This window comes from Mycobacterium farcinogenes, from assembly GCF_019739075.1.
GTDB classification, from domain to species: Bacteria; Actinomycetota; Actinomycetes; order Mycobacteriales; family Mycobacteriaceae; genus Mycobacterium; species Mycobacterium senegalense.
Genome location: NZ_CP081673.1, coordinates 5,738,453 through 5,760,998, shown reverse-complemented (window position 1 = coordinate 5,760,998; position 22,546 = coordinate 5,738,453). Strand labels below are relative to the sequence as shown.

20 protein-coding genes and 1 riboswitch are annotated in these 22,546 nt (G+C 67.1%); of the genes, 8 read left to right on the top strand and 12 right to left on the bottom strand.

The annotated features are described in order from the left end of the window. Positions 1-46 precede the first annotated feature (46 nt). From K6L26_RS27530 to K6L26_RS27515, 4 genes are all read left to right on the top strand, one after another. Complete coding sequence (locus K6L26_RS27530; protein WP_221852186.1) at positions 47-970, top strand: LysR family transcriptional regulator; 924 nt, start codon at positions 47-49, stop codon at positions 968-970. A 182-nt stretch (positions 971-1,152) separates the two neighbouring features. Continuing rightward, a complete protein-coding gene (locus K6L26_RS27525; protein WP_221853483.1) occupies positions 1,153-2,415 on the top strand; it encodes an MFS transporter in 1,263 nt (420 codons plus the stop codon). 44 nt (positions 2,416-2,459) lie between these two features. Continuing rightward, a complete protein-coding gene (locus K6L26_RS27520) occupies positions 2,460-3,707 on the top strand; it encodes a M20 family metallo-hydrolase (protein ID WP_221852184.1) in 1,248 nt (415 codons plus the stop codon). Beyond that, positions 3,707-5,164, top strand: a complete 1,458-nt coding sequence (locus K6L26_RS27515) for an amidase (RefSeq protein WP_221852182.1) — start codon at positions 3,707-3,709, stop codon at positions 5,162-5,164. The genes K6L26_RS27520 and K6L26_RS27515 overlap by 1 nt, the downstream gene beginning before the upstream one ends. A gap of 9 nt (positions 5,165-5,173) precedes the next feature. Here the strand turns inward: K6L26_RS27515 and K6L26_RS27510 are convergent, their stop codons facing one another. The 6 genes from K6L26_RS27510 to thiC all read right to left on the bottom strand — a co-directional run bounded on the left by K6L26_RS27510 (position 5,174) and on the right by thiC (position 11,337). Further along, complete coding sequence (locus tag K6L26_RS27510; RefSeq protein WP_221852181.1) at positions 5,174-6,109, bottom strand: DUF5996 family protein; 936 nt, start codon at positions 6,107-6,109, stop codon at positions 5,174-5,176. A 164-nt stretch (positions 6,110-6,273) separates the two neighbouring features. Next, positions 6,274-7,653 carry a cytochrome P450 gene (locus tag K6L26_RS27505; protein WP_064895866.1) on the bottom strand — a complete coding sequence of 460 codons (1,380 nt, stop codon included), beginning with the start codon at positions 7,651-7,653 and terminating at the stop codon, positions 6,274-6,276. A 46-nt stretch (positions 7,654-7,699) separates the two neighbouring features. Next, positions 7,700-8,245, bottom strand: a complete 546-nt coding sequence (locus K6L26_RS27500) for a septum formation family protein (RefSeq protein ID WP_064895865.1) — start codon at positions 8,243-8,245, stop codon at positions 7,700-7,702. Continuing rightward, on the bottom strand, positions 8,242-8,868 hold the full coding sequence (locus K6L26_RS27495; protein ID WP_221852179.1) for an alpha/beta hydrolase family protein: 627 nt from the start codon (positions 8,866-8,868) through the stop codon (positions 8,242-8,244). The genes K6L26_RS27500 and K6L26_RS27495 overlap by 4 nt, the downstream gene beginning before the upstream one ends. Beyond that, the gene (gene thiD, locus K6L26_RS27490; protein WP_085141991.1) at positions 8,865-9,698 is read right to left on the bottom strand and encodes a bifunctional hydroxymethylpyrimidine kinase/phosphomethylpyrimidine kinase; all 834 of its coding nucleotides are present in this window, start codon (positions 9,696-9,698) and stop codon (positions 8,865-8,867) included. Before thiD ends, K6L26_RS27495 begins: the two co-directional genes overlap by 4 nt. Positions 9,699-9,705: 7 nt before the next feature. Then, the gene (thiC, locus tag K6L26_RS27485) at positions 9,706-11,337 is read right to left on the bottom strand and encodes a phosphomethylpyrimidine synthase ThiC (protein WP_036389408.1); all 1,632 of its coding nucleotides are present in this window, start codon (positions 11,335-11,337) and stop codon (positions 9,706-9,708) included. Further along, positions 11,328-11,437, bottom strand: a riboswitch (TPP riboswitch). It overlaps the preceding gene by 10 nt. Positions 11,438-11,643: 206 nt before the next feature. On the opposite strand from thiC, the gene K6L26_RS27480 reads away from it, so the two are divergent. Genes K6L26_RS27480 through K6L26_RS27465 form a run of 4 tightly spaced genes read left to right on the top strand, consistent with a single transcriptional unit; the run spans position 11,644 to position 15,745 of the window. Beyond that, positions 11,644-13,401: an MFS transporter gene (locus K6L26_RS27480; RefSeq protein ID WP_174551610.1), complete on the top strand. Its 1,758-nt coding sequence runs from the start codon at positions 11,644-11,646 to the stop codon at positions 13,399-13,401. Positions 13,402-13,456: 55 nt separating this feature from the next. Continuing rightward, positions 13,457-14,350, top strand: coding sequence for an LppU/SCO3897 family protein (locus K6L26_RS27475; protein WP_221852178.1), 894 nt, complete (start codon positions 13,457-13,459; stop codon positions 14,348-14,350). A gap of 19 nt (positions 14,351-14,369) precedes the next feature. Beyond that, the gene (locus K6L26_RS27470; protein WP_036389406.1) at positions 14,370-15,011 is read left to right on the top strand and encodes a class I SAM-dependent methyltransferase; all 642 of its coding nucleotides are present in this window, start codon (positions 14,370-14,372) and stop codon (positions 15,009-15,011) included. After that, positions 15,008-15,745: an LOG family protein gene (locus K6L26_RS27465; RefSeq protein ID WP_221852176.1), complete on the top strand. Its 738-nt coding sequence runs from the start codon at positions 15,008-15,010 to the stop codon at positions 15,743-15,745. The genes K6L26_RS27470 and K6L26_RS27465 overlap by 4 nt, the downstream gene beginning before the upstream one ends. On the opposite strand, the gene K6L26_RS27460 is transcribed toward K6L26_RS27465, so the two are convergent. The 6 genes from K6L26_RS27460 to K6L26_RS27435 are packed head-to-tail and all read right to left on the bottom strand — an operon-like array spanning position 15,723 to position 22,544. Beyond that, positions 15,723-17,039, bottom strand: a complete 1,317-nt coding sequence (locus K6L26_RS27460; RefSeq protein ID WP_221852174.1) for a phenylacetate--CoA ligase family protein — start codon at positions 17,037-17,039, stop codon at positions 15,723-15,725. The two genes, K6L26_RS27465 and K6L26_RS27460, sit on opposite strands and share 23 nt — an antisense overlap. Next, positions 17,032-17,646, bottom strand: coding sequence for a hypothetical protein (locus K6L26_RS27455; protein WP_221852173.1), 615 nt, complete (start codon positions 17,644-17,646; stop codon positions 17,032-17,034). Before K6L26_RS27455 ends, K6L26_RS27460 begins: the two co-directional genes overlap by 8 nt. Beyond that, positions 17,639-19,501 carry a hypothetical protein gene (locus K6L26_RS27450; RefSeq protein WP_221852171.1) on the bottom strand — a complete coding sequence of 621 codons (1,863 nt, stop codon included), beginning with the start codon at positions 19,499-19,501 and terminating at the stop codon, positions 17,639-17,641. The genes K6L26_RS27455 and K6L26_RS27450 overlap by 8 nt, the downstream gene beginning before the upstream one ends. After that, on the bottom strand, positions 19,498-20,115 hold the full coding sequence (locus tag K6L26_RS27445) for a hypothetical protein (RefSeq protein ID WP_221852169.1): 618 nt from the start codon (positions 20,113-20,115) through the stop codon (positions 19,498-19,500). The genes K6L26_RS27450 and K6L26_RS27445 overlap by 4 nt, the downstream gene beginning before the upstream one ends. Continuing rightward, complete coding sequence (locus K6L26_RS27440) at positions 20,112-21,680, bottom strand: AAA family ATPase (protein WP_221852167.1); 1,569 nt, start codon at positions 21,678-21,680, stop codon at positions 20,112-20,114. Before K6L26_RS27440 ends, K6L26_RS27445 begins: the two co-directional genes overlap by 4 nt. A 51-nt stretch (positions 21,681-21,731) precedes the next feature. Continuing rightward, positions 21,732-22,544: an exodeoxyribonuclease III gene (locus K6L26_RS27435; RefSeq protein WP_019345256.1), complete on the bottom strand. Its 813-nt coding sequence runs from the start codon at positions 22,542-22,544 to the stop codon at positions 21,732-21,734. Between the last annotated feature and the right edge of the window lie 2 nt (positions 22,545-22,546).

Sequence of the window (22,546 nt, the reverse complement as noted above, 5' to 3'; positions counted from 1 at the left end):
TTGTCGAGAGGTTTGCCGTGCCCTGCGGAGTAGGCATGATGCCGTCATGGCGAAGTCGTTCACCCTGGTGCAGCTGCGGTACTTCATGGCGGTCGCCCGGCACGAGAACATGCGGGCGGCAGCGCACGAACTCAACGTGACCCAGTCGACGTTGTCGGCGGCGATCCACCAATTGGAGCGTGAAGTCGGCGTCGAGCTCTTTGCTCGGCTGTCGAGCCGCGGCCTCCGTCTGACCGCCGAGGGGCGCCGGTTGCTCGTCGGTGCCAGATCGTTCCTCGAGGATGCCGACCAGCTGTATCACTCGGTCCGCGCCGAACGGGAAGAACTGGTCGGCGACCTTGTGGTGGGTGTCTACTCACCGATCGCGCCCTTCCACGCGCCGAACATCCTGACCGCGATGGAACAACGCCACCCGGGGATCAGCCTGACCTTCCTGGAAGGCGATCAGGAGATGCTGATGCGCGCGCTCACCGACGGGAGATGCGAGATCGCCGTGATGTACGACCTCGGCGTCGGGACCGAGTTCGGCTACCGGGTGCTGGAACGCATCCCACCGCACATCGTGGTGTCGGCCGATCATCCACGAGCGGCCCATCCTGACGAACCGGTGCACCTGCGGGACTTCGAGGACGAGCCCTTTATCCTCCTGGATCTCAAACACACTCGCGAGTACTACCTCGACATGTTCAAGCGCCTCGGTCTTCGGCCGCGGATCAGGCACTTTGTCGCCGGCTATGAAACGGTCCGGTCCTACGTGGGATTGGGGCACGGCTACTCGATCCTGAACCGGCGACTCGTGCACGACATGACCTACGCCGGGGCGCGGGTGGTACCGCTCGAAATGGCCGATGATCTGCCGGCGATCGAGGTCGTCTTGGTCAGGTTGCAGGGCGCCCGGCCGACCCGTAAATCTCTGGCGTTCGAGGAGGTGTGCCTGGATTTGCACGCACCTACCAACGATCGAGCCTGATCGATTTTCTCGATTGGTCTGTGCAATCTTTTTCGTTGGACTTGTGTGAGGCCGATCACCATGCTGAACGAAAGCAGCGATCCCTCGACGATCTGAGAGCCCTCATGACGATGACAGACCCCGAACGAGTCGTAGGCACCGTCCCGGTGCTCCAGCCGTCCGACAAGCAACCCAGCTCGGGCATGCAGAAAAGGGTCCTGGCGGGCGGCGGAATCGGGCAGTTCATCGAGTTCTACGACTTCACGCTCTACGGGCTGTCCGCGGTCACGCTGGCAAAACTGTTCTTTCCCGGCGGCAGCACGCTGGCCGGTCTGCTCGCCACGTTCGCCACATTCGGGGTGGCCTTCTTCGTTCGGCCCCTGGGCGGATTGTTCTTCGGGGCGCTCGGTGACCGGATCGGTCGTCGCAAGGTTCTGTTCGTCACGCTGCTCGCGATCGGCCTCGCCACCGCCATGATCGGACTTCTACCTACCTATGCGAGCATCGGCATCGCCGCACCGGTCCTTCTGGTGGTGTGTCGCCTGATTCAGGGATTCTCCGCGGGAGGCGAGTCGGTGGGCGCCCCCGCCTTCGTGTTCGAGCATGCACCCCTGGACCGGCGCGGCTTCTGGCTCAACATCACGATCGCCGCGACCGCGCTGCCGTCCGTCGTCGGCGGGACGTTGATTCTCGTGCTCTCCTCGGCCATGCCGTCCGAGGCCTTCCTGGCCTACGGCTGGCGGATTCCGTTCCTGCTGGCGTTGCCGCTGGCCATCTTCGGCGTGTGGATCCGCACCAAGACCGAAGAATCCGAGGCGTTCAAACAGGTGCTGGCCAAGCTCGAACACGACGAATACAGCCCGATCCGTGAGACATTCCGGGAGAACAAGGTTCGCATGGCGCAGGTCATCTTCGTGATGGGTCTGACCGCCATGGGTTTCTACTTCCTCTCGGGCTACTTCGTGTCCTATGTCCAGACCTCGGGGAACCTGAGTCGCGATCAATCCCTGCTCGTGAACGCGGTCGCCATGGCGTTCTACGCCCTGTTGCTCCCGATCGGCGGAATCATCGGTGACCGGGTGGGTCGCAAGCCGATGCTGATCGCCGGATCCGCGGCGCTGGCCATCCTTTCTGTCCCGTGCTTCATGCTGGTGACCAGTGGTTCGCTGCCGCTGGCGATGGTCGGGCAGCTGCTGTTCGTCATCCCGCTGTGCATCTACGGTGGCGGTTGCTACACCTTCTTCGTCGAAGTGTTCACCACGGCAACGCGTTTCACGTCCGCCGCGATCAGCTACAACGTGGCCTACGCGCTGTTCGGCGGCACCGCGCCGTTCATCGGAACGATGCTGGTCTCGATGACCGAGAAGAGCTCGGCGCCCGGCTACTACATGGCCGCAGCGGCGGTGATCGTGCTGCTCCTGCTCGTGTTCACGCGGGTTCCCGAGACCCGCCGGCGCGTCGGCTGACCGCAGGCCTGTTCGAAATTTCGCTGACAAAAAGGAGATTCACCATGGGAACCACCGAGTTCCTCACCGACTTCCATCACGTGGCCACCTTCGGTGCCACCGACAACAACGGGGTCGACCGGCAGGCCGCGACGCCGGAGGACAAGCTGAGCCGGGACTGGTTCGCCGCGTTCGCTGCCGAACGCGGCTGGGAGCTTCGGGTCGACGGCATCGGCAACATGTTCGCGCTCGTCGAATTCGTACCGGGTGCGCCCTACATCCTCATCGGGTCCCACCTGGATTCCCAACCCCTCGGCGGCCGGTTCGACGGGGCCTACGGCGTGGTCGCGGCGCTGCACGCGGCCGAGCTCGTCTCCCAACGGGTGGCCGAGCACGGTGCCGGTGTCCAGTACAACCTCGGTGTCGTCAACTGGTTCAACGAGGAGGGCGGCCGGTTCGCGCCGTCGATCATGGGCTCATCGGTGTTCGCCGGACTCATGTCCGAAGACGAGATGCTCGACGTGCGCGACCTTTCCGGCGTCTCGGTGGCCGAAGCCCTGACGGCCATCGGCTACCGCGGTAGTGACCCGCGACCCGAGGTCGCCGGATACGCGGAGATCCACATCGAGCAGGGCCGCATCCTCGAACGCGAAGGCATCACGCTCGGGGCGGTGGACTACTCGTGGTACACCCAGAAGTTGGACATCGAGGTACTCGGCGAACAGTCGCACACCGGCGCCACGGCCATGGCCGACCGCCACGACGCACTGGTCGCCGCGAGCAAGGTCGTCCTGCTCGTACACGACGTCACACAGCAGTTCGACGACGAGGCCATCGTCTCCTCGGTCGGGCGATTCACCGTCGAGCCCAACTCGCCGATCGTGGTGGCCCGCCGCGTCCACCTCGTCGCGGACCTGCGCTCGGCCTCGCCGGAGATCGTCGCCGCGGCCCGCGCCAGCCTGCTCGCCGACATCGCCGAGATCGCCCGCGAACACGACATCCGGATCAACGTACGCGACTTCGACATCCGCGACATTCAGCGCTACCCGCAGTCGGGTATCGAGCTCATCGAGAAGGTCGCTGCCGATCTCGGGCTGAGCGTGCGGCCGATCCGCACCATGGCCGGCCATGATTCGGTGGCGATGAACCGCATCGTGCCCACTGTCATGATGTTCATCCCCTCGGTAGACGGCGTGAGCCACTGCGAGCGGGAGTTCAGCACCGACGACGACATGGCCGCCGGTGTGGAAGCCATGACGGGCGTGGCCTGGGAGATGATCCGGGGTGCGCTCCCCGCCGAGTCGGACGACTGATGGACGCCGGCGTAACGACTCGGCTGGCCTACCTGAGCGCCACCGAGGCAGTGAAAGCCTTTCGGCGGCGCGAACTCTCACCGCTCGATGTGCTCGAAGCGCAGATCGCGCAGATCGAGACCCACAACGGCGACGCCGCCGGCGGCATCAACGCCCTGACCGAGACCCTGTTAGACGAGGCCAGGGCATCGGCTCGCCGGGCCGCCGATACCTACGCCCGCTGCGCTGCCACCGGTCAACAGCCGCCTCCGCTCCTGGGCGTCACCGTGGCGACCAAGGAAAAACACGGGATCGCCGGTCTGCGCCTCGAACAGGGACTGGCCGCCCACCGCGGCCGCGTCGCCGACCGTGACCACCCGGTCGTGGAACGGATCAAGGCGGCAGGCGGCATCATCCATGCCCGCACCACGAGTCCGGAGTTCAGCTGCGCCACCGTCACCCACTCGCCGATGTGGGGCGTGACCCGCAACCCGTGGAACCGGGAGACCTCGCCCGGCGGCTCGTCCGGCGGTGCGGGGGCAGCGCTGGCCGCCGGATTCACCACGCTGGCAACGGCATCCGACATCGCCGGCTCCACCCGCATTCCCGCGGGATTCACCGGCACGGTCGGCTACAAGGCCCCGTACGGCCGGATTCCCGGGCTGCCGCCGCTGGCCGCGGACTGGTACCGCGGGGACGGGCCCATGGGCCGGACCGTCGCGGACGTGGCGCTGCTGACATCGGTGATGTCGGGGCAGCACCCCCTCGACCATGCGTCATGGGGAGCGCATGGCGAGCTCCCGTCGCTGGACGGCGGCGTGCAGGGCTTACGGATCGGCCTGAGTGTCCAGCTCGGAGACTTCCCGGTCGCCGACGTGGTCGCCGCGAACACCCACGCCGTGGCGGTGGCCCTGCGGCAGGCCGGGGCCGAGATCGTCGACGTCGAGTTGCCCTGGACCACGGCCATGATCCGCGAGACGATCTTCGCGCACTTCGGTCACATCCTCGGACCGGCCATGGCGCGCGAGACCGCCGGAACCGAAGCTGAGTTGGCCGGCTACACCCGGCAGTTCATCCACGATGCGGCCGTTGCGGCACAGCGCTATTCGCTGGTGGACTCGCTGGCCATGGATGCCCGGCTGCGCGACGACCTGGCGGTGGCCATGCGGGACGTCGACGTGTTGCTGTGCCCGACCTCGGCCGTGACCTCGCTCCAGGCCGCCGGCGAATACCTCGACGGGTTGGACACGCCGTCCGGGCATCTCAGCCACTACTGGGAGGGCCACCTGACCAGTCCGTTCAACGTGGCCAACCACTGCGCGGCGCTGTCGGTGCCCAGTGGTCTGTCCGACGAGAACGTGCCGACCGGCGTCCAGGTGGTCAGCCACCCGCACGACGAAGCGATGGCGTTCCGGGTCGCACATGTCGTCGAGGCCCTGGTCGGATTCGACGGCAGACCCGTGTTGGAATCCGCCTGACCTGACCCGTCAGCGGGAGTCCAGCCAGCGCCGCGGATCGTCCTCCAGGCTCGCGCGGTCCCAATCGGCCAGGTCGGCAGCGGCGGCATAGGTGGATTGCAGGAACTCCGTCAGCGCGCCGTCAGGATCGGCAGCCGTGCGCACCGCTTCGTAGGGCAGCAGGAACTGCTTGAAGTCCTGGCTGTAGAAGGCCGCGTCCGGGCCGACCGGGTAGTCGGCGAAGCCCGCAGGTTCGGGATAGGCGTAGGCATAGAACGCGCCCTCGTCACCGCCGCCCGGCCAGAAGCCGCAACTGCTCAACTCGTGCGAATATCCCTCCACCATCACCCCATTGGGGCAGTTGGGTGCACCGCCCGGGTGCTCGGGTGCGGGCCGGCCGGAGAACCGCGTGCAGGCCATGTCGAATGAGCCCCAGAAGAAGTGCACCGGGCTTACCTTGCCGATGAAATGCGCCCGGAAATCGCTGATCCCCCGGTGCGCCTGAATCAGTTGACGCCAGAACAGAGTGGCGGCCTGCGGGTCGTAGGAGGCGTGCTGGTGATCTTCGGCGAACGGTATGGCAGGGTCAACCTCGTTGGGGCTCGCATGGATTCGCGCTTCGATACCCAATTGGCCCAGTGTGGAGATGGTTTCGGCGTAGAACTCGGCTACTGACTTCGGCGCGAGTGCGACGCTGCCCGAACCCCCGTCGCTGGTCCGGATCGCCAGCACGTGGTCGATGAAATCGAACTCCATGTCGAACAACCGGTCTCGATACGGAATCGACGACGTGGTCAACCCGCGCGGGCTCACATACAGGGTGACCTGCCACCAGTGATTGAGCAGTGGTGAGTAGGTCAGGCGGATCTTGCCGACGATCTGTGTCCACATGTGAAGCGTGCTGCGGGTGGGTTCCCAGTCCGACACCCGCAGTGCCGGCCAGCTGTTGTCGGTCCGCGCGCTCATGGATAGGAATCCTGCCTTCCCGCCGCGGCACCGCACGGCACGCGGCAACGCAAGCGTAGCCGCGTTCCGGCAAGATCACTGGCGGAACGGCAGGACCGGCCGGGCCGTCAGAACAGCTTGGCGATCACCTCGCCGGTGGCTGCCCACCAGTGCACGAGGGAACTTCATGGTGTTCTCCTCCTGGTGATGCGGGCCGGAATCGGCCCGGCGGCGATGACTGTGAAGGGCGTCTCCACCGGGAAGTCGTCATGCAGGGAGGTGACAGACACCTCGCGGACGATGGTCGCCAACGCAAGGGTGGCCTCCAGCATCGCGAAGTGATCGCCGACGCAGGACCGCGGACCGCCACCGAAAGGCAGGTATTGCCAACGGTTTCGGCCTGCCGACCGTTCGGGGCTGAACCGGTCCGGGTCGAAGGTCAGCGGATCGTCCCACAGGGTCGGGTCACGGTGCATCGCATAGATGTCGACGCTCGCCATCGAGCCGGTCTCGGCGCGGTAGCCGTCTACCGTCATCTCCTCGTTGAGTTGGCGAATCATCCCCGCGGCCGGCGGGCACAGCCGCAATGCCTCGTGCAGTACCCGCACGGTGTACTCGAGGCGCGGCACGTCGTCGGGGGTGAGCACGCGTTCGCCGAGCGCGGCGACCTCATCGAACACCCGGGCCTGAATGGCAGGGTGCCGGCCCAGCCTCCACAGGGAATAGCACAGGGTGGTTGACGTGGTGTCGTGGCCGGCGAGCATGAAAAGGACCAGTTCATGGCCGATTTCGTCGTCGGTGAGCGATTGCCCGGAGCTCGGGTCCCGAGCCTCCATGAGCGCACGCACCAGCGGCGCGTCGCGATCCGGATCGTTGCGCACTTCGGTGAGGATTTCGGAGGCCAGCCGATGAAGCTTGGTGTTGGCGGCGCGGGCTCGGCGTTGGCCTGGGGTGGGGAACCATTGCGGAAGATTGACCGGTCGTACCGCGCGGTCTGCCACCCACGAGAGCGCAGTACGCAACGCAGGCCCCACTTCCTCGGCGCGTGCGTCCAGATCCAGGCCGAAGACCGAACGGCCCAATGCGCGCAATGTCAAGACCCGGCAAGCGTTGTCGAGGTCGACGGTTTGGTCCTGTACCCATCCGTCGGTCAAAGACTGCGCCGCGGCCGACATGTGACCGGCATACCGGGGGACATGTTGTTTGGTGAACATAGGCTGCAATGTGCGACGCCGTGGCAGCCAGCGATCGTGCGGCAGATCGAGCAGGTTGCCACCCATGAGACGGTGCATCTGAACCATGGTGGTGACACCACCGCGGTCGACGATCCCGTCGCGCCGGCTGAGCACGTCGCGTGCGCCCTGCGGCGACGCCACCAGCACGAGCGGCGGGATCAGCCACCGGGGACCCAGCACGACCCGGGTAACCGGGCCGCCTGCGTCGTGCAGCCTCTGCTGGCCTGCGGCGAAGTCCCGCAGCGAGGTGAGCTGCTGTCGGTACGGTAGGCGATTGCGCGGTGCCAGCGGTAGGGCGGTTGCCGCCGGAGCGGGCTGGATCTCGACCATGCGCCGAGTGTCGGCCCGGGCGGCCGGGCCGGAATAGAGTAGCGCGTTACCCTATTTTCCCCGTGCGGGGATTCTTGCTGGTAGCGATGCATGTCACGGTGCGGTCTCCACGTTGCCAGGAGTCCGCGGTGGGATATAGCACGAACAGCTGAACACCGGATTCCGAGTTGGCGTCGGGCGCATACCGGCTGAGTTCGGGACCGCACTTGTCGGCGTACTTGACCACCGCGGCATCGCCGGGGAAATCCCCGTCTGGCATTTGCAGCACCGCGAACACCTCACCCTTGTGCGGTTGATCGCAACTCACCGTCTTCACGTACAGCACGCGACTGCTGTCAGGAATCTCGGTCAGGCAGTCACCGGAGCGGACCTGGCTCGCCTCGGTGGCCCCGCGGTCGCGCGCAAGGTAGAACACCACGCCCGCCGCGACCACGATGGCCACCAGCACCACGACACCCAGCAGCGCCCACTTGAGTGCCGGGGATCTCTTCGGCTGTGTCGAGAACTGGTCGGGACCGGTGGAATACGGCAGCGGAGGCGGTGGCGGGTAGTTGTGGCCCTGCGGGCCGGGGGGACCGGGCGGGTAGGTCATGGTTTGACGATATCGACTGCCCTCAGCGCCGCGTCCACCGCAAGGGCCGGCACGTCCAGGCGCTTGGATGCCAGGTCATGACGGGCACCTTCGATGGCGACGACCTCGGTCGGTCCGCTCACCAATGCCGCGGCCGCCGTGAGCTCGTCGATGGTGCCGAAGGGATCGGACGTGCCGTGGGTGAACACCGTCGGGACGGTGATGCGGTGCAGATGTTCGGTGCGGGCACGTTCGGGCTTGCCCGGCGGATGCAGCGGATATGAGAACAGGGTCAGCACGTCCGGCCCGGCCCCGTCCGCGGTCACCATCGACGTCATCCGGCCGCCGTAGGAATGCCCGCCCGCGATCAGCGGGCCATCGGACACGGTCCGAGCCATTGCGATGGCCTCGGCGATCCCGTGCTGGTCAGCGGCTGCTGAGCCCGACGGCGGCCCCTTGGGCCTGCGGCGGCGGTACGGCAGGTTGTAGCGGATGGCCAGCCAGCCCCGCGAGGCCCACTCGTCGCAGAGCTTGACCAGCATTGCCGAGTCACGGTTTCCGCCGGCGCCGTGAGTGAGGACGACAACGCCCCGCGCCGATCCTTCGGGTTCATGTGCGACGCCGGCGATCGCCTCCAGGTTCATGACTGCAACCGGAACAATGCGTTCACCGGGCCGTGGCCGTGGCCCAGAGGATAGTTGGCCCGAATGCATTCGGTCACCCAGGACTTGCCGAACTCGACCGCCTGCGGAACCGAATATCCGTGTGCCAGTGCGCAAGCCGTTGCCGCGGCCAGGGTGTCGCCGGCCCCGTGATCGTTGCCCGTGTCGACCCGAGGAGCGGCGAACTCGTGGAAATCGGTGCCGTCGAACAGCAGATCCGGGCTGGCCGCCGACGAGCGGAGGTGCCCACCCTTGACCAGCGCCCACTGCGGGCCCAAGGCGTGCAGGGCACGCGCCGCGTCCCGCTGCGAGGACTCGTCGACGACCTCGATGCCCACCAGCAACCGGACCTCGTCGAGATTCGGTGTGACCAGCGTTGCCAGCGGGAACAACTCGGTGCGCAACGCCTCGAGCGCACTGTGGTGCAGCAGCGGATCGCCGTGCATCGACGCACACACCGGATCGACGACCAGCGGCACGCTTTCGAGTTCTTCGGCGCGCCAGGTCTCGGCGATCGTGGTGATGATCTCCGAGGAGGCCAGCATCCCGGTCTTGGCGGCCTGGATGCCGATGTCGGAAGTCACCGCCGAGATCTGGCCCGACACCACGTCGAGGGGGATCTCGTGAAAACCCTTGACGCCGACCGAGTTCTGCACGGTCACCGCGGTGACCGCGACGCAACCGTGCAGCCCCAGCATCGCGAAGGTCCGCATGTCGGCCTGGATCCCGGCACCACCGCCGGAATCGGACCCGGCGATGGTCATCACCCGCAGCGGGGTGTCCCCCTTGCGGGGCAGGGGCAGGAAGTTCACGTCAGCCTCACGTGGTCAAGGGCAGGTAGACGCGGTTGCCGTGGTCGGCGAACTCCTGGGATTTCTCGGCCATGCCGCGCGCAATCTCATCCGCGAACTCGGGCGCCGTGCCGTCCGGATAGGCATCCCGGATGTCCTGCGTGATGCGCATCGAGCAGAACTTGGGACCACACATCGAGCAGAAATGCGCGGTCTTGGCCGGTTCGGCCGGCAACGTCTCGTCGTGGAACTCGCGCGCGGTGTCGGGGTCCAGTGACAACGCGAACTGATCGTGCCAGCGGAACTCGAACCGCGCCTTGGACAGTGCGTCGTCGCGCTGCTGTGCGCGGGGGTGGCCCTTGGCGAGGTCGGCGGCGTGCGCGGCGATCTTGTAGGCGATCACCCCGTCCTTGACGTCCTTGCGGTCGGGCAGGCCCAGGTGTTCCTTGGGCGTGACGTAACACAGCATCGCGGTGCCGGCCTGGGCGATGATGGCCGCGCCGATCGCGCTGGTGATGTGGTCGTACGCCGGGGCGATATCGGTGGCCAGCGGACCCAGTGTGTAAAACGGCGCCTCTTCGCAGAGTTCTTCCTCGAGCTTGACGTTCTCCACGATCTTGTGCATCGGGACATGGCCCGGCCCCTCGATCATCACCTGCACGCCATGGGATTTCGCGATCTTGGTGAGTTCCCCGAGGGTGGCCAGCTCGGCGAACTGGGCCTCGTCGTTGGCATCGGCGATCGACCCCGGCCGCAGCCCGTCACCGAGCGAGAACGTCACGTCGTAGCGGGCCAGGATCTCGCAGAGTTCCTCGAAGCGCGTGTACAGGAACGATTCGGTGTGGTGCGCCAGGCACCAGGCCGCCATGATCGAACCGCCGCGGCTCACGATGCCGGTGACGCGCTTGACCGTGAGCGGGATGTACCGCAGCAGTACCCCGGCATGCACGGTCATGTAGTCGACACCCTGCTCACACTGCTCGATCACGGTGTCGCGGTACATCTCCCACGTCAACTTGGTCGGATCGCCGTTGACCTTCTCCAGCGCCTGGTAGATCGGCACCGTTCCGACCGGGACCGGCGAGTTGCGCAGGATCCACTCCCGGGTCTGGTGAATGTCCTTGCCGGTCGACAGGTCCATGATGGTGTCCGCGCCCCAGCGGGTGGCCCACACCATCTTGTCGACCTCCTCGCCGATCGACGAGGTGACGGCCGAATTCCCGATGTTGGCATTGACTTTCACGCCGAACGCCTTGCCGATGATCATCGGCTCAGCTTCGGGGTGGTTGTGGTTGGCCGGGATCACCGCCCGGCCCGCCGCGACTTCGTCACGCACCAGCACGGGCGAAACACCTTCGCGCTCAGCGATATACGCCATTTCGGCGGTGATCTCGCCGGCGCGGGCCCGCTGCAGCTGGGTGCCACGGTCCCTGCGTACTCCGGGCCGCGGCGGCAGGCCGGCGTTCAGGTCGATCGCCGCGTCGTCGTCGGTGTACGGGCCCGAGGTGTCGTACAGGTCCAGGTGCTCACCGTTGGTGAGGTTCACCCGGCGAAACGGCACCCGCATCGTGGTGCCGTCATGATCGATCTCGCGATAGACCTTCGTGCTTCCGGTGATCGGGCCGGTCGTCACAGATGGGTCGACAACAGAACTACTCATTTTTCATCTCCCTACGCCGGCATGACCCGGTCAGGTTCGTACGGTCGACGGGCGTACCCGTCCTCTCAGCGCGCTCGTGCGCACTCCCGCGTGTGGTTTGCAGGCCCCAACCTAGCGCAGAGGCCGGGGCGGAGGGAACCGGATGGCGTGGTTTTCGACGTCACGGCGGCGGTTCGCGCGGGTCGGTGACCCCAGCGTCGATATCGGCGTTCAGGAGTTGCCCCGGCTTGATTTGCATAGCTAATATATGCGTTTTGAACATGTTGGGCCTCAGCGCCCCTCGATGGCAACCAGAGCGAAGACGGTATGACGACTGAGATCACGAAGGCAGCCGGCGACGTCGACGCTGCCCAGGCCGCGACCGCCGACCGGCGCAAGCGGATGGACCACGACCACCCCTTCTACAAGTGGGTCGTACTGTCCAACACCACGTTGGGCATCCTGCTGGCCTCGATCAACGCCTCGATCGTGCTGATCTCACTGCCGGCGATCTTCCGGGGCATCGGGCTCAACCCGCTCGCCCCCGGCAACGTCAGCTACCTGCTGTGGATGCTGATGGGTTACCTGGTGGTGACCGCGGTGCTCGTCGTCCCGTTCGGGCGTCTCGGTGACATGTACGGCCGCGTCCGCATCTACAACCTCGGTTTCGTGGTCTTCACCGTGGCTGCGATCGCCCTGTCGTTCGACCCGTTCCAGCTCGGCGGCGGCGCGGTCTGGCTGATCGGCTGGCGCGTCATCCAGGGTGTCGGCGGCGCCATGCTGATGGCGTCGTCGTCGGCGATCCTCACCGACGCCTTCCCCGCCAACCAGCGCGGCATGGCGCTGGGCACGAACATGGTGGCTGCCGTCGCCGGATCGTTCCTCGGCCTGCTGATCGGCGGCTTTCTGTCCGAATGGCACTGGAAGGCCGTCTTCTGGGTGGGTGTGCCGATCGGCGTCATCGGCACCATCTGGAGCTACCGCTCGCTCAAAGAACTCGGCGTCCGCACCGCCGGACGGCTCGACTGGGCCGGCACGCTCACCTTCGGCTTGGGCCTGACCGTGCTGCTGATCGGCATCACCTACGGCATCCAGCCCTACGGCGACTCGACCACCGGCTGGACCAGCCCGTGGGTGCTGGGCTCCATCGCGGTCGGCCTGTTGTTGCTGGTGGCCTTCTGCATCGTCGAGTTGAAGGTGCCCTCGCCGATGGTCGACATCCGGTTGTTCAAGTCGGCCGCGTTCGGCATGGGAAACCTGGCCGGACTGATGTCCTCGGTGGGCCGCGGCGGGCTGCAGTTCATGCTGATCATCTGGTTGCAGGGCATCTGGTTGCCCCTGCACGGCTACAGCTTCGAATCCACCCCGCTGTGGGCCGGCATCTACCTGTTGCCGGTCACCGTGGGGTTCCTGGTCGCCGCACCGATCGCCGGAGCTCTCTCCGACCGCATCGGCGCGCGACCGTTGACCGTCGGCGGCATGCTGCTGATGGCGGCCACCTTCGTGGCGTTGCTGCTCATCCCGGTCAACTTCGACTACTGGGTGTTCGCCGTCCTGGTGTTCCTCAACGGTTTGGGCGGCGGCATCTTCACCGCCCCCAACACCGCGGCCATCATGTCGAGCGTGCCGGCCGATCAGCGCGGCGCGGCCTCGGGTGTGCGGTCCACGTTCTTCAACGCGGGCAATTCACTGTCGATCGGCATCTTCTTCTCACTGATGATCGTCGGGCTGGCCAACACCCTGCCGTCGGCATTGACCACCGGCCTGACCCAGCAAGGTGTTTCGGCCTCGGTGGCCCACGATGTGGCCAACCTGCCGCCGGTTGGCAGCCTGTTCGCGGCCTTCCTCGGCTACAACCCCATGGCCGAACTCCTCGCACCCTACGACGCATTGCACCAGCCCGGCGTCAACGCCGACGTGATCACCGGGCAGACGTTCTTCCCGCAGCTGATCACCGAGCCGTTCCATTCCGGGCTGACGGTGGTGTTCACCGCGGCGGCGGTGATGATGGTGATCGGTGCGGTGGCCTCGATGTTCAGTGCGGGCCGCTACGGCACCGAGGCGGGAGCCGACAACGAGGCCTGACCGCCCGTTGAGCAAACCGATATCTGGTTGCCTCGTGGGTGGGATACTCGCCGCCATGGTCGTCCAGACACTGGCCGCCGCCGGAAGCGCCGCAGAATCCGCGGGCCGCGTCATCGGCATGCTACTCATCCCCGGGCTGGGACTGCTGCTGCTCATCCTCGGCCTGATCCGGCGTTCCCAGTCGAAGCCAACCGGCCCGCCCGGGTATCCACCGAGCTACCCCGGGTACGGGCAGGGCTATCCGCCGCCCGGCTATCCACCACAGGGCTATCCACAACAGGGCTATCCACAGCCCGGCTACGCGCAGCCGGGGTATTCGCAGCAGCCCGGCTACCCGCCGGCCCCGCCACAGGCTTACGGCGCGCCACCCAAGAAATCGGGTACCGCGATGATCGTGATCGGTGCGGTTCTGCTGGTGCTCGGCCTGATTGGAATTGCCGGCCGGGCCGCGTCCGGCACGTCGGAGTCGAGTTCCAGCTCGGCGTCGAGCACGAGCTCAGTGCCGAGCACGAGCTCAAGTTCCGGGTCCTCGAAGTCCGGGGACGCCGGTGACTTGGCGGTGGGGGAGTGCCTCACCGGCGCTCAGTACGCCGCGGCGGGCAGCGATCTCACCCCGACCGACTGCAGCGACCCCGACGCCATCTACGAGTTGGTGTCCAAAGGTGGCGGAGCCGCGACATGCCCGGACGGCAAACGGGCCGACTCTGACTACAACGTGCTGATGGACGACTCCCGCACCTTTTGCTTCATCCCGGTCCTCGAGGAAGGCAAGTGCTTCGACATCGAGGACAAGCTCATCACCGCGGTGGAATGCTCCGACCCGGACGCTGTCATCAAGATCGTCAAGCGGGTTGACGGTTCAACCGACACCGCCGTCTGCGATTCCGGCTCACACGCGGTGGCCTTCCCCGAGCCGGCGCGGGTCTACTGCGCCGAGGCGCCGTCGTAGCCGACCTACACTCGTCCCCGTGACCACCACTCAACGCCGCGGGTTCAACGACGCCGTCACGAGCTTCTGGAGTTTCGCCGCGCCGGCCTACGACCAGGGCTGCCTCCAGCGGTGGGTGTACCGGCCCGCACAGGACGAGGTGATCGCCCAACTGCAGGAGCGCGGTGCCCGTTCGATCGCCGACATCGCCTGCGGCACCGGCATCCTGGCCGACCGTATCCAGCGCGAACTGCGACCCGATGAGGTGTACGGCCTGGACATGTCCGACGGCATGCTCGCCCAGGCTCGCAAGCGCTCGGGCGATGTGCGGTGGAAGTCGGCACCCGCCGAGCAACTGCCGTTCCAAGACGGTTTCCTGGACGCGGTGGTCACCACATCGGCGTTCCACTTCTTCGACCAGCCCGCCGCGCTCGCGGAGTTCCATCGAGTGTTGGCGCCCGGGGGGATGGTGGCGGTGACGACGATGAGTCCCCGCCGTACCTTCCTGCCGCTGCACGCGCTGTCGGCCGATCTGGGTGCGCCCGCGCACAGCCCCACGGAGAAGGAGATGCGTGCGCTGTTCGAGGCGGCCGGATTGACCGTCGTCGAGCAGCACCGGGTACGCCGACCGATCTGGACGCCGATCTCCGACGTCATCACCGTCGGCGTCAAGCCCGCATGACGGACGACGACGACAGCCAGCCTCAGATCCGAGGTGCGGTGCAACTGCGGCGCGACCGCTGCGCCACCACGACCGCCGACCAGCGGCTGCTGGACCGGCGCGGACCCTCTGACTGGGTGCACACCGACCCGTGGCGGGTGATGCGCATCCAGGGCGAGTTCGTCGACGGCTTCGATGCCCTATCTGAAATGCCCAGGGCGGTGACAGTTTTCGGATCGGCCCGCACGGTTCCGCATTCGCCGGAGTACCGGCTGGGCGAGGAACTCGGCATCGCGCTGGTGCGGGCCGGTTATGCGGTGATCACCGGCGGCGGTCCCGGCGCGATGGAGGCCGCCAACCGCGGGGCCAGTGAGTCCGGCGGCTATTCCGTCGGACTCGGCATCGAACTGCCCTTCGAGCAGCGCCTCAATCACTGGGTGGACCTCGGCATCAACTTCCGCTACTTCTTCGTCCGCAAGACCATGTTCGTCAAATATGCGCAGGCATTCGTATGCCTGCCGGGCGGATTCGGCACCCTCGACGAACTGTTCGAGGCGCTGACGCTGGTGCAGACCCACAAGGTCACCCAGTTTCCGATCATCCTGCTCGGTGTCGACTACTGGTCGGGCCTGGTCGGCTGGCTCCGCCACACCGTGCTGTCCGACGGCAAGATCTCCGAGTCGGACCTCGACCTGCTGCATTGCACCGACAGCGTCGCAGAAGCTGTGGAGATCATCGTCGCGTCAGCGCGGTAGCGCACGAGTAGCGACGCGGCTTGCCGGGCCCCAGATCGGCCAGCGTCGGCACCCGGGTGACTTCGACGGCGCGTCCCAGCAGCAGGGTCAGCGCCTCGATCACCCGCTGCCGGTCGCCGGAGGCGATCACCGCCGCGACACGGCCCTGCAGGTCCTGGTTGACGCTCCACCCGCGCGCACCCGCGGCCTGCAGCTGCTGAGTGAGGTCGACGCACGGCACCGCGTCGCCCGTCGCGGACACGAAAACCGTTGCCTGCCTGCCTTCCAGATCAGCCAGGGCCGGTCGGCCCCGATAGCTCACCAGCCGTGCATAGTCGCCAGTGCGGTAGCGCACCAGCGGCAGAAACTGGTTCTCCCCGCACGTCACCACGATCTCGTCCGCCAGCACTTCGACATGCACACGGCGGCTCGCCACCACAAACGGACCGCCGTCGTCGCTGACCGCGATCGGCCGGGTTTCGTGCAGGCCGTAGATGTCCAGAACCGGGCAGTCGTAGGCCGCCTCGAGAGCCTGGCGCAGCGGTGCGGTCAGCGTCATCGCCCCGGAGATGAGCGCGAGCGGCCGCAATGCGGCGGCCAACCCGGGTTCGAGCAGCACCTCCAATGAGGTGGGCGTGCCGCTGATCACCTGCGGATCGGTGTCCCGCAGATATGCGTCGCGCTGCCTACCGCCGCCCGCCCAGGCGGCCGGGTGCAGGTTCAGCCGTGCCATCAGGGCTTCGCCGAAGCCGGGGACCACCGAGGTATAGGTGAATGCCTGACGCTGAAACACCGTCTGCACCAACGCCACTCGATGCCCCACCGGTTCCCAGTGGGAGCCCACCAGTCCGCGCAACCAGTGAAATCCGCGGGCCAACTCGTCAGGATCGTCCGGCATCACCAACGCGGCCCCGGTGCTGCCAGAACTCGTACCGTGCAGCATCCGGCTCAGGTCCGCGCCTGGCGGGACGAACGCCGCGATGTCGTCGACCAGATCTTCTCGGCCGATCAGCGGGAAGTCAGTGAGGGTTTCCAGCGGGCCCGGGTGCCGTCGGTAGGCCGGCAGGGTGCGGGCCAGTGCGAGATGCCGTGGCAGCCAGTCATCAAGCGGCAGTTGCCGGGTGGCTTGCCGCTGTTGGTCCGGGGTGAGCCGGTGGCCGGCGCGGTGGCACCACGCCGGTGCATGACGATGCTGTTCCAGGGCGGCCAGTCGCGCACGACCAGAGGCCGACAGCCCGGGCCAGCGCTGCTCGTCGGTCAGCGCCACCTGGCCGAACGGTACGTAGTCGTCGAGCCGCAGCGGATCGTCACTCACTGTTGTACCGTGCCGCCGCTTCTTTGGCCCTGGCGTCGGCCAGGCGCCGTTGCACCGCCATGCGATGTTCGTGATCGGCCAGCGCCTGGGCCAGCGCGCCTTCGCGCCGCACTGAATCGCGCATCTCGAACAACGACCGGGCCTGGGTGACGTCCTCACCATGCGGCAGCAGACCGTCCCAGAGCAGGAACGTGCGCACCGCCTCGTCCCGGCGCTCCGAATCGCTGAGCCAGCGGCCGGGGTCGACCAGGGGAGCCACTCGAAAAGCCAACGCCAACAGTGCCGGCGCTGCTTTGCGTTCGTCGAGCGGTGCGGTGAACGGACCGATGAGCTCGGCGCTGGCGAACAACCACAACCCGATCGCCGCGCCGCGCCGGGACTCGGGTGATCCCCGCTCGGCGATCCGCTGGGCGGCGGCCGCACAACCGGTGTGGTTGAACACGTCGCAGGCCAGTGCCACCACGTCGACGGTGTCGGCGAGAAACGGCTGCGGCGTGCTGGCCAGGCGTGCTGCGACTTCATCCACCGCGGGGCCGGGCCCCAGGCCCGACCACACCGCCTGCTCGTCCAACTCCTCGGTGAACCAGTTCGCCAGTTCGTCAGCCACGCACCACCTCCCGCCGATATGCCGCGATGCGGGCGGCCAACCTCGCGCACACCGCCGGGGCGTCCGACATGTGATCCAGATAGTCGACGTCGTAGCCGGCCTCGGCGGCGGGCGCGGCCACCGACCGACGCCGGTCCTGCACGAGCAAGGTGGCGGTATCGAGTTGCCGCCGCACCGTGGCGGCCACTGTCGCGTACTCCGGCTGGCCCGCGCCGAACAGCGACTGCAAACCGTCATCGGAGAGCACCACGAGGTGACGGAGTTCGTCGGAGCGATGGTTGCCGGGCGGGTACCGGTGTGCCAGTAGATCGAGAGGAAACACCGTGCCACCGCTGAAGAACGTCGTCAGTTGGCGCATGATCTCCGACCGGTCGCGGGTGTATACGCTGTCACCGGCCACCTGGCCCGGGCCCGACCATGACGTGACCCGCACGCGCCCACCACCTTTGAGGACCGACAGAGCGAGAATCATGCCGGCCAGGACCGCCGGGGAGCCGTGGGCGGGACGCGGCATCGAGCCGGACGAGTCGATGTAGAGATCCAATGTCACCGCTTCGGTGGTGACGACCGGGTCGTCTGGCAGCTGGGTACGACGACGTGTCGTCACCCCGGGCACCACCACCGGGTTGGCGGCCAGAGTGGCCGGCCAGTCCAACTCGGTGGCATCGTCACCAAGTTCCCAGGTCTGAAGCGGGCCGGGAATCCCCTGAGCGGCCACACCGCGGCCGGACTGCAGCAGCGGGCGGATCCACGGCCGGGCCTGCGCCTCGTACCAGGCCAGCATCACCGCATCGGGATCGGATCCGGCGAATAGATCCAAAGTCTCTGCGATGCCGTAACTTTGGTTCGGCGCCTGACCCGGTTCGGTGGTTTCGACGGCGGCCGCCGCCGGGTGCACGGGCGGCTCGTCGAGCCGCGGATCGGACAGCACCTCGGAGAGTTCGGCTGCGGTGGCCGGCGATCCGTCCTGTTCGGCGCACCCTCCGTGCGGCAGGCGAGCGTCTGCCGACAACATGGATTCCAGCACCAGATAGGGCACCATGACCATGCCGAAAGTCAGTGCCCCGCCCACCGGATCGGCGGCGAAGGTCCGGACCGCTTGTGCCACGTATTCGGCATCGGCGATCGGTTGCACCGGCTGGCTGAGCAGCAGCTCATCCTGTAGGGCGCGCACCCGCAGGGCCGCCGCCCGGTGGATGCGTTCCTTCTCCCGCAGGTCCTCGCGAACCGTCGACACGTCGAGCGTGGCCGGGTCGATCTGCTGGCGGGCCCGGGCCGCCTGCCGCGCCGATTCCGGTACCGCAGGAGGGTCATCGGCACACAACGTGTTCGACGGCAGCGACCACAACAGCTCGTAGGCCCGCATCAAAACCCACCAGGCTGCGTGGGTCGTCGACTCCCGGTCGGTCAACGTGCGCCACAACGCGATCATGTCCGGTTCGGTGCCCGGGTGCAGGCGGCGCTGCATCCGCACCACCCGGTCGTTGATCAGCAGGTCCGACCACAGATTGGACAGGTGGCGAGCCGTGCCGGTGACGGGGATGGCTCGGCGCGGATCGCTCGCCACGATCGCCCGGGCCATCTGCTGTGTCAGTTTGAACGACACGATGCGGGTGCTGGGGGACAGGACGTGATGCCCGATCTCGTGAGCGAAGACGCTGACCAGATGGCGCTGCGCCCCGACCCGGGCCAGTTCGGCGGTGTCGATCGAGATCGCCGGTGGGAACGTGAACCAGGCGAACGTGCCGGTTGCGCTGTCGGACACCATGTTCGGCGGGTGCAGCTGCACGCCCCACAGATCCAGCGCGGCGTGCCAGGCCACCAGCTCGGCCTCGGTCGGCGCCCGCCCGGTCATGCCGGCCAGATCTCGGCCAGATAAGAGGTGGGCCGCACGACCAACTGTGCGGTTCGGGTGCCGTCGCCCGGGACGTGGTCGGCGGGCGTGGAGGTCACCACATGGCCGAACACGTCGGCGTCGATCTGCCAGCGCCGTGGGCCGACATCCACCGTCCACCGGCCCGGCCCGCACGGTGCGGGAGCGGTAGGCGGGTGGTCCCACCTGCCGCCCAAGCCGGTGAAGCCGCCGACCCGGGCGATCAGCTGGCCCGGTGGACGCAACGGCCAGTAGAAGCGATCCACCGCCTGCCCATTGGTGAAGGGGACAACCGCGTCGACCGGCAGCCCGAGCACCGAGGCCGCGACATCGATCGGCAGCAGCTGTAAGCGGGACAAGGCGTCGGCACGGATCCCGAGCACCCCGGCCCGCCACGCGGCGACCGCCGCGACGCTGACCATCGTCTCGGGTGGCAACGAGATACCGTGCAGCGCATGGCAGTACCGGCGTGGATCCCCGCCGAAGCGTGCGACGTTGTCCGCCGACAGGGCCAGGTCGAGCCCGTCCATCGCGGGAAGCTCAACAGCCGGCACGGGTTGATCGAGGTTGACCTGGTGATACGCCCGGGCAATCACCGGCCGCTCTCCAGCCAATGCAGATAGTTCGAATAGCGTTGGTGGAGATACTTCAACGCCACCAGATCATCGAAATCCCGGCCGTAGACCTTGCCCACGCCGGAGACCGCCGCGATCCGGGACTCGATCGTGGTCAGGCGGCGCGACACCTCCAGTGCATCCAAGCCGTCGAGGCCGTGGCCGAACTCGGCAAGCAGCTCGGCCACCGGGTCCTCATGCTCGCGGGCCAGCGCGACGAACTCGCGGCACGAAGTGTCGAACAGATCGGTCAGCCAGCTCGCCGGATCCGATGCCAGCTCCCGGTCGGCCCCGGTATCGAAGCGGGGATGAGCGGTGTTCGGTAACAGCTTGCCGCGCAACGCGAACGGAACCATCGCCCGCACATCCTCGAGCGTGACGGTGCCGTTGCCACGGAACCAGGCCAGCGCCTTGGCGTAGAGCACCAAGTTCTGCAGCGAGCGCACCGAAACCCCGTTGACGGTCTGAGCACCGAGATCGACCTGCAGATCAGCGCCCGAGTTGGCGTCGATGATCTGCTCCACCTCAAGTCCGGCCGTGGCCACCACGTCTTTGGTCCGGTACTCGAACCGACGGCCGCCGTGTTGGACGAATTCGAAGTGACTGACGAAGAACTCCAGGCGCCGGCGCACCTCGGCCGGTACGGGGACCGCGCGAATCGCCGTGACCATGGCGGACTGCTCGGCAGCGCTGAACACCAGCTCGCCGGGCACGTTGTCCTCCGGCCGGTCACCGGCCTCCACGCGACTCACCAGTTCATCGAGGAACCGGCTGTTGAACCCGAACGCCTGCACCGTCACGTCGATGCGGTCGCGCAGCGCCTGGATCACCGGAAAGGTGCCCCCGCCACCGTCGTCGTTGGCGGTGAAAAACCAGCTCTGCACACCATGTTCGGGCGTGGTGACGTGCATCTGGTCGTGGCTTTCGACATATCCCTCGGCCACCATGGTCAGCAGCGCGGATTGGGTCTTGGTCGGGATCCGGTTGTACTCGTCGACGATCTTGACCGGTGCGGTCAGCCAGCTCTTCCAGGCGATCGTGATCTCGGCCAGGCTGCCGGCCTGCACCAGGTCGCGGGGCAACGGAATCCCGACCAGGTCACCCACCGTCAGCTGTGGCTGGCCCTGCTGGACGTGGCGGCGCACATCGGCGGGTGCCGACCCCGCGAGCACCCCCATCAACACCGCCAGGGTGGTCTTGCCGCGACCCGGGCCGCCGATCAGCAGGCACCTCCCACCGACGGCGAAAGTCAGCAGCGGGACAAGAACATTGGACGAGTAAGCCGGCTGTTTGGGCAGACTCAGGGACGCACCCGCATCACCCAGCGGGTAGCTGACCGTGGTCTCCGAGCCGAACTCGACGTCGTAGAACGGGGAGATGACGGCCTTGTTGATCAGCCAGAAGTAGGCGCGGCGCAGCTTCTCGTCGAGAGTGACGGTCGGCGCGCTGGGCGGGGTGAACAGGTCCGCGGCCGTGAGACCGGCGGCCGGCGCGTGGTTCACGGGCAAGGTCGGCGATTTGGATACCGCGTTCCACCTGGTGGTCATCCGGTCCCTCCCGTCGGGCCAATGTTAGCTGTCCCGCCCTAACTGAATGGCTCAGCCGAGCTCGACCACGACCGGCGCGTGGTCACTCGGTGCGGTGGTGCCCTTCTTGGGGCGACGCTCGTCCTTCACGATCTCGGCGCCGGTCACCCGCGAGGCCAGGCCGGGGGACCCGAGGATGAAGTCGATACGCATGCCGCGGCGCTTCTGGAAGGCCAGCTGGGTGTAATCCCAGTAGGTGTAGATCCCGGGGCCTTCTGTGAAAGGCCGCACCACATCGGTGAATTGGGCGTCGTGCATGGCCTGGAAAGCCGCCCGCTCCGGGGCGGAAACGTGGGTGCTGCCGTTGAAGGCGGCCATGTCCCAGACGTCTTCATCCTTGGGGGCGATGTTCCAGTCGCCGACCAGCGCGATGGGTTGCTCCGGATCGTCCTTCAACCACCCCGCGGCGGTATCCCGCAGGGCGGCAAGCCAATCCAGCTTGTAGGCGTAATGCGGGTCGGCCAGCGTGCGGCCGTTGGGCACGTACAGGCTCCACACCCGGACCCCACCGCACGTGGCCCCCAGGGCGCGGGCCTCGGCGGTGGCCTCCTCTTCAGGCTTGCTGCTCCAGGTCGGTTGACCGGTGAACCCCACCTCGACGTCGTCCAGGCCGACCCGAGACGCGATGGCCACGCCATTCCACTGGTTGAGCCCGACGTGGGCGACCTCGTAGCCCAGCGCGGCGAACGGCATCATCGGGAACTGGGCGTCGGTGCACTTGGTTTCCTGCATGGCCAGCACGTCGACATCGGCCCGCTCCAGCCAGTCGACCACGCGGTCCACGCGGGTTCGGATCGAGTTGACGTTCCAAGTGGCCAGGCGCATGG